Raw genomic sequence first — 5,957 nt, 5'->3', positions numbered from 1 at the left:
CCACTGGCGCGCCGACTTCACGCTCCCGTTCGGCCGCGTCGTGCACGACTACCTGGCGTGACCTGATGCCGGGGCGCGCCGGGCACGGTCACTAGCCCCCTAGCAACCCGTGGTCGGTCGGCGCGGGGTCGGTCAACCCGCGGTCGCTCACCCGCGGGCTGCCAACCCGCGGGCTGCCAACCGGCGGGCTGTCACCCGGCGGCCAGGCGCTCCAACGCCTCCGTCACGGCGGCCACCAGCCTGGGCGCGGCGTCGGGCGAGTAGGGGCTCGTCTCCACCTCGTAGCCGCCCTCCTCGTAGGCGCTGGGCCAGGGGATGTAGCCGAGGGCCTCACCCGTGTAACCGCCGAAGAACGTGACACGGAACGGCGACGCCGCCTTGATGGCGAGCCCGATCTCGCAGAACGGTTCGCCGTTGCACCCCACGATGGCCACGTCGCCGAGGCGCAGGAGCTCGATGGTCACGTCCATGGTGCTGCGGCCGCCGTAGGTGGTCGCGCGGCCGACCGCCATCTGGGCGCGGCGGGCGCGGAACATCGTCGCCTCGACCACGCTCGCGTCCGACCCGTCGCCGGTCACTCGCGTCAGCTCGGCCTGCCAACGTTCGTACTCCGCCTGCGCCTCCTCGACCGGGGGTTGCGGCCGGAGCGGCAAGGCCACCATCTCGCGTCGCGCCACGAGCCGCGCGGGCCTTTCCGGCACACTCCGCTCCACCCACATGCCGAGGGTGGCGCCCGACTCGCGGGCGCGGTCGAAGACGAGTTCCACCGGCCGCGTCTCGAGCTCGGTGAACACGCGCGCGGCTTCCAACCCCAACGCGGCACCGAGCCGCTCGACCACGGCGATGTCGGCAACGAAGCCGTGCCGCGGGCCCACGTTGCCCGCCGCCCCCTGCAGGAAGATGCTCGAAGCGCCGGTCGCCGCCTCGAACACCGCCTTCGCCACCCCGGGGTAGTCGGGGCTGTGCAGCCGGTTGTCGGGTCCCAGGGTCGTGGCGTGGCAGGCGTAACCGAGGACGGCCGCGTAAGGCGCGCCGTCGAGCTCGTCGAACCGCACGACCGTGACGGCAGGGTCGGTGACGCCCCTCTCGTCCACGCCCACGATCACGCGCGTGCTGCCGTCCGGCTCGGTCACCTTCTGCCGCCGGTTGCGGCCGATGTCGCTCCGTCCCACGCCGGCGGCCATCCGCACCGGGCGGAGCGCCAGCTTGGCGGCACGCGCCGCGCCGGCGGCCGCGGTCGGGAGGCCGGCCCGGTACTCGGCCACGGCCTCGGGCCGCCCACCGATCCAGTTCTCCCACATGACGGGGTTCGCGTGGTTGTGGGTGGCGGAGACGCGCACGGAAGTCGGCGGCACGCCGACCTCGCGGGCCACGGCCTCGCGGATGCGGGCGTCCAAGGCGTAGAGGCCCACGAGGTCGAACTCGACCAGCACCTCGCTCGAGCCGCCCTCCTCCGCGAGCACGAGCACGCTCACGTGCAGGTCGCGGTGGACGCCGTCCGCCAGCAGGTGCGTCTGGGCGCCCCAGCCGGCGTGCGGCACGGCGAGGCTGGGAGTGATCACGGCCCGGCCGAAGCCGGCACGGAGCTGGGTCATGGCTCCTCCTGAGGGGGCGCTCACTTGTAGATGGCGAAGCCGCCATCTACGAAGATGGTCTGGCCGGTGAGGTAGTCGGCGGCGTCGGAGGCGAGGAAGACGACCGCGTCGGCGATGCTGCGCGGCTGCGCCAGGCGCCCCATGGGGATCTTGGCGAGGATCTCGGCCTCGTCGATGTGGCCGCTCTCGAAGGCGTGGCGCACCAGGTCGGTCTCCACGTAGCCCGGGGCCACGGCGTTGACGCGCACCCCGGCCGGCGCCCACTCGGCGCCGAGCCCGCGCGTGAGGGCGGCCACCGCCGCCTTGGAGACGCCGTACGGCACCCGCCTGGGCATCCCGAACGAGGCGGCCACGGAGCAGATGTTCACGATGGCGCCCTTGCCCTGGGCGAGCATCACCCGGCCGGCCTCGCGGCTGCAGTAGAACGCCCCGTCGAGGTCGGTGCCGACCACGCGCCGCCAGTCGTCGTCGCTGAGGTCGACGAAGGCGCGGTTGAGCTGGATCCCCGCGTTGTTGACGAGGACGTCGACGCGGCCGCGGCGGGCCGCCACGTCGGCCACCCAGGCGCTCACCTGAGCGCTAGCCGAGACGTCAACGGCCGCTCCCACCGCCCCGCGCCCGAGCGTCGCCGCCGCTGCCTGCGCGGCGACGCCGTCTATGTCGCTCACCTCGAGCAGCGCGCCCGCGGCGGCCAGCGCCTCGGCCACCGCCAGCCCTATGCCGCGCGCCGCCCCCGTGACGAGCGCGACGCGCCCGGCGAGCGCGCCGCCGTCCTTGCCAGAACCCACCGTGCCGTCACTCATGCCGAGTACCTCTCTATCGCGCCTAAGTCCCACTCGATGCCCCAGCCGGGCGCGCTCGGCGCCCGCGCGTGGCCGCCCTCGGCCACGACGGGGTTGCGGATCAGCTTCTCGGTGCCCATGATCCCGCTCTCACGCGCGACCACCTCCACGCCCATGCACTCGGTGAACGCCGCCGCCAGGTGCACGTGGTACTCGGGGAACCAGTGCGGGAAGAGCCGCAGGTTGTTCGCGAGGGCCAGGCCCGTGACCTTGAGCCACTCCGAGAGACCGCCCACGATGGTCACGTCGTGGCGCACGATGTCCATGGCGCCCATGCCGATGAGCTCGGCGAACGCCCAACGGCCCGACTCGTCCTCCCCCATGGCGACCGGCACACGCGAGCGGCGCGCGAAGCCCGTCAACGACGGTCTGTCGTCCATGAGGAACGGTTCCTCCATGAAGCTCACGTCTAGCTCGGCGAGGGCGGCTGACCAGCGCTCGGCCGTCCGCGCGTCGGTGAGGGCCCCGTTGAAGTCGACCGCCAGGCCGACCTCGTCCCCTAGGGCGTCGTGGGCGGCGCGCACCCTGGCCATGTCCTCCTCGAAGGGCAACCCGCCCACGTTCAGCTTCGCCCCCGCGTAGCCCGCCTCGCGGTAGGCGGCGAACTCGGCCGCCACGTCAGCCGGGTCCGTGGCGGGTCCGTAGTAGCCGCCGGCCACGTGAACGGGCACGCTCGCCCTCGCCCCGCCGACGAGCGCCCAGACGGGCGCGCCCAGGCTCTTGGCCTTGGCGTCCCAGAGGGCAAGGTCGACGGCGCTGATGGCGCGCATGAGCAGCCCCTTGCGGCCCAGGTAGCGCGTGCCGGCGTACATCTTCCGCCAGAGCTCCTCGACCCGGCCGGCGTCCTCCCCGAGGAGGAGCGGCGCCAGGTTCCGCTCCACGGTCTCCGCCACCAGGCCGCCGCGGGTGAAGCCGAAGCCGTGTCCGGCTATCCCGTCCACCGTGGTCACCTCGACCAGGACGTAGCTCCGCTCCGTGACGACGAGGTTGCTGGTCCTGACGGGTCGCTCCAAGGGCACGACCACGGTCCGCGCGCGAACGCCGGCGATCTCCACGTCTCTCCGCCCGTCGCCCGGCCTGCGGGGCTCACCAGGAACGAGGTCCGGGGCGCCGAGGCAAGGATGATATGTCTTATATTATCGAAAGCCGGCTTGGAGGTCAGCGCATCGACCGCGCCCCGGTACGGCCAGGGCACCCGCCCAGCGAGAGAGTAGGAGCGTGCAGATGATCCCTCGAGACGTACCGCTGACCATGGTCGCGCCCAGCACGCGCGTGAGGGGGTTCTTCGGCGTGGGCAGCCAGGACGTGACGCCTCCGGCCGGCATCTACTTCCGCAGCTGGGGCGCGGGCCTGCGCGACACCCCCACGGGCGTCCATCGGCCGTTCTACGCCAACGTCCTCACCATGCGGGGGAGCGCGGACGAGGCGCCGCTGGTGCTGGTAGGGGTGGACGGCGGCTGGTGGCAGTCGGGCAGCGACGAGGCCTTCGTCCGCCAGGCGGTGCTCGAGGGTCTCGGCTTGAGCGAGGCCCGCGTGATGATCAACCTGTCCCACACGCACAGCGGTCCGTCGCTCGAGAGCGAGAACGCCAACCGCCCGGGCGGCGAACACGTGATCCCCAACCTGAAGGCGCTGCGGGAGAAGATCGTCAAGGCCGCCAAGCAGGCCCTGGCGAGCGAGGTGGCGGGCGAGCTGCGCTTCGCGACGGGTCGCTGCGACCTCGCCACCAACCGGAGCCGCCCCGACCCGGAGCGGAACCGCTACGTGACCGGCTACAACCCCGACGGGCCGGCCGACGACACGGTCCTCGTGGGCCGCGTCACAGACAGCGAAGGCGAGGTCATCGCCACCCTCCTCAACTACGCCTGCCACCCCACCACCCTCGCCTGGGAGAACGAACTCCTGTCGCCCGACTACGTGGGCGAGGCCCGCGCGACCGTCGAGGCCGGCACGCTTGGGGCGCCGTGCGTCTTCCTGTTGGGGGCCTGCGGCGAGCTCGCGCCGGCCCACCAGTACGTGGGCGACGTCGCCGTGGCGGACGGCCACGGTCGGCGCCTCGGCCTCGCCGCCCTCTCGGCCCTCCTCGGAATGCCCGCGCACGGCCAGGAGCTGGCGTTCGACCGCATCGTCGAGTCGGGCGCGCCCCTCGCCGTCTGGCTGCCGCACGAGGCAGCGGCGCCCGCAGCGCCCGCGCACGCCCTGCAGGTCACCGTCGACCTCCCCATCAAGCCCGACTACCCGCCCCTGCCGGAGATACTGGCCGAGCTGGAACGGGCCACCGAGCCGTACCAGAGGGAGCGCGCCCAGCGTAAGGCCCGCCTGCGCAAGACGCTCGGCGACGCGGCCACCTACCCGTTCAAGATCTGGGTCTGGCGCCTCGGGTCGTGCGTCTTCGTGGGGCAAGAGGGCGAGGGGTTCTCCAGCCTCCAGACGGACCTGCGCGCCGCCTTCCCGGACCTGGCCGTGGTCGTCATGAACGTCACCAACGGCTCCATCGGCTACCTGCCGCCCAGCGCCCTCTACGACGTCGACATGTACGAGGTCTGGCAGACGCCGCTGGCCCGCGGCTGCCTGGAGGCCGTCACGGCCGCCGCCAAGGGGGCCATCGAGGAGCTGCTGGCGCGGGGCTGACGGCGCCATGCCTCCGGGGCCGACGGCCCCCGCTCGTCAGTAGCGGCCCTCCTGGGCGAGCGCGTCCATGGTCACGCCGCCGTCCACCACCAGCTCGGTGCCGGTGATGAAGGCGGCGTCCCGCGAGCAGAGGAAGGTGGTGGCGGCGGCGATGTCCTCGGGGAGCCCGCGCCGGCCCACCGGGTGGCGGGCGCGCACGCGCTCCGCGTACGCCTCGGCGGCGGCGGGCTCCATCTCGGCGAGGTTCCTGTGCCATATGGCCGTGTCGATGAAGCCCGGGCAGATGGCGTTGGCCCGCACGGCGGGGCCGAGCTCGAGCGCGAGGGCGCGCGTCATGCCGATCACGCCGGCCTTGGCCGCGCTGTACGCCACGTAGCCGGGCGCCGAGTACCAGGCCATGACCGAGGAGATGTTCACGATGGCGGCCTCGCCCGCCGCGCGGAGGTACGGCGCGGCGGCGCGGCAGACCCGGTAGATGCCGCCCAGGTCCACGTCCAGCGTCGCCGCGTAGGTGGCCTCGCTGAGCTCGTCGAGTGGCGTGGGCAGGGAGACCCCGGCGCTGTTCACCACGTGGTCGATGCGCCCGAGCTCGGCGGCCACGGCCGCCACCGCCGCCGTCACGCTCGCTTCGTTCGCCACGTCGGCCGCGTACGCCCTCGCCGTGCCGCCGAGCCGCGCGATCTCGGCCGCGACCGCCTCCGCGCCGGCGGCGCTGAGGTCGACGACCGCGACCGCCGCTCCACGCGCCGCGAACCGTTCGGCCACGGCGCGCCCGATGCCCGACGCCGCGCCCGTCACGAGCGCGACCTTGCCGGCGAACTCGCCCGTCATGGTTGCCACGCCAGTCCCTCCTTCACGTCCTCGACCACCCGTTCATCCCTTCCACCGC

The 5,957-nt window shown here is 73.4% G+C and carries 5 protein-coding genes; 1 reads left to right on the top strand and 4 read right to left on the bottom strand.

The window, feature by feature from the left end; translation table 11 throughout:
• Positions 1-191 precede the first annotated feature (191 nt).
• Genes H3C53_02215 through H3C53_02205 form a run of 3 tightly spaced genes read right to left on the bottom strand, consistent with a single transcriptional unit; the run spans position 192 to position 3,492 of the window.
• Positions 192-1,595, bottom strand: coding sequence for a hypothetical protein (locus H3C53_02215; protein MBW7915491.1), 1,404 nt, complete (start codon positions 1,593-1,595; stop codon positions 192-194).
• Positions 1,596-1,615: 20 nt separating this feature from the next.
• Positions 1,616-2,398 carry a glucose 1-dehydrogenase gene (locus H3C53_02210; protein ID MBW7915490.1) on the bottom strand — a complete coding sequence of 261 codons (783 nt, stop codon included), beginning with the start codon at positions 2,396-2,398 and terminating at the stop codon, positions 1,616-1,618.
• Positions 2,395-3,492, bottom strand: coding sequence for a mandelate racemase/muconate lactonizing enzyme family protein (locus H3C53_02205; protein ID MBW7915489.1), 1,098 nt, complete (start codon positions 3,490-3,492; stop codon positions 2,395-2,397). Before H3C53_02205 ends, H3C53_02210 begins: the two co-directional genes overlap by 4 nt.
• A 196-nt stretch (positions 3,493-3,688) precedes the next feature.
• On the opposite strand from H3C53_02205, the gene H3C53_02200 reads away from it, so the two are divergent.
• The gene (locus H3C53_02200; GenBank protein MBW7915488.1) at positions 3,689-5,068 is read left to right on the top strand and encodes a neutral/alkaline non-lysosomal ceramidase N-terminal domain-containing protein; all 1,380 of its coding nucleotides are present in this window, start codon (positions 3,689-3,691) and stop codon (positions 5,066-5,068) included.
• A 36-nt stretch (positions 5,069-5,104) separates the two neighbouring features.
• Here H3C53_02200 and H3C53_02195 read toward each other — a convergent pair whose 3' ends face one another.
• On the bottom strand, positions 5,105-5,899 hold the full coding sequence (locus tag H3C53_02195) for an SDR family oxidoreductase (GenBank protein MBW7915487.1): 795 nt from the start codon (positions 5,897-5,899) through the stop codon (positions 5,105-5,107).
• Positions 5,900-5,957 lie beyond the last annotated feature (58 nt).

The sequence above is a fragment of the Trueperaceae bacterium genome, from assembly GCA_019454765.1.
Taxonomy (GTDB): domain Bacteria; phylum Deinococcota; class Deinococci; order Deinococcales; family Trueperaceae; genus JAAYYF01.
This window is presented reverse-complemented; position numbering and strand designations above follow the sequence as displayed.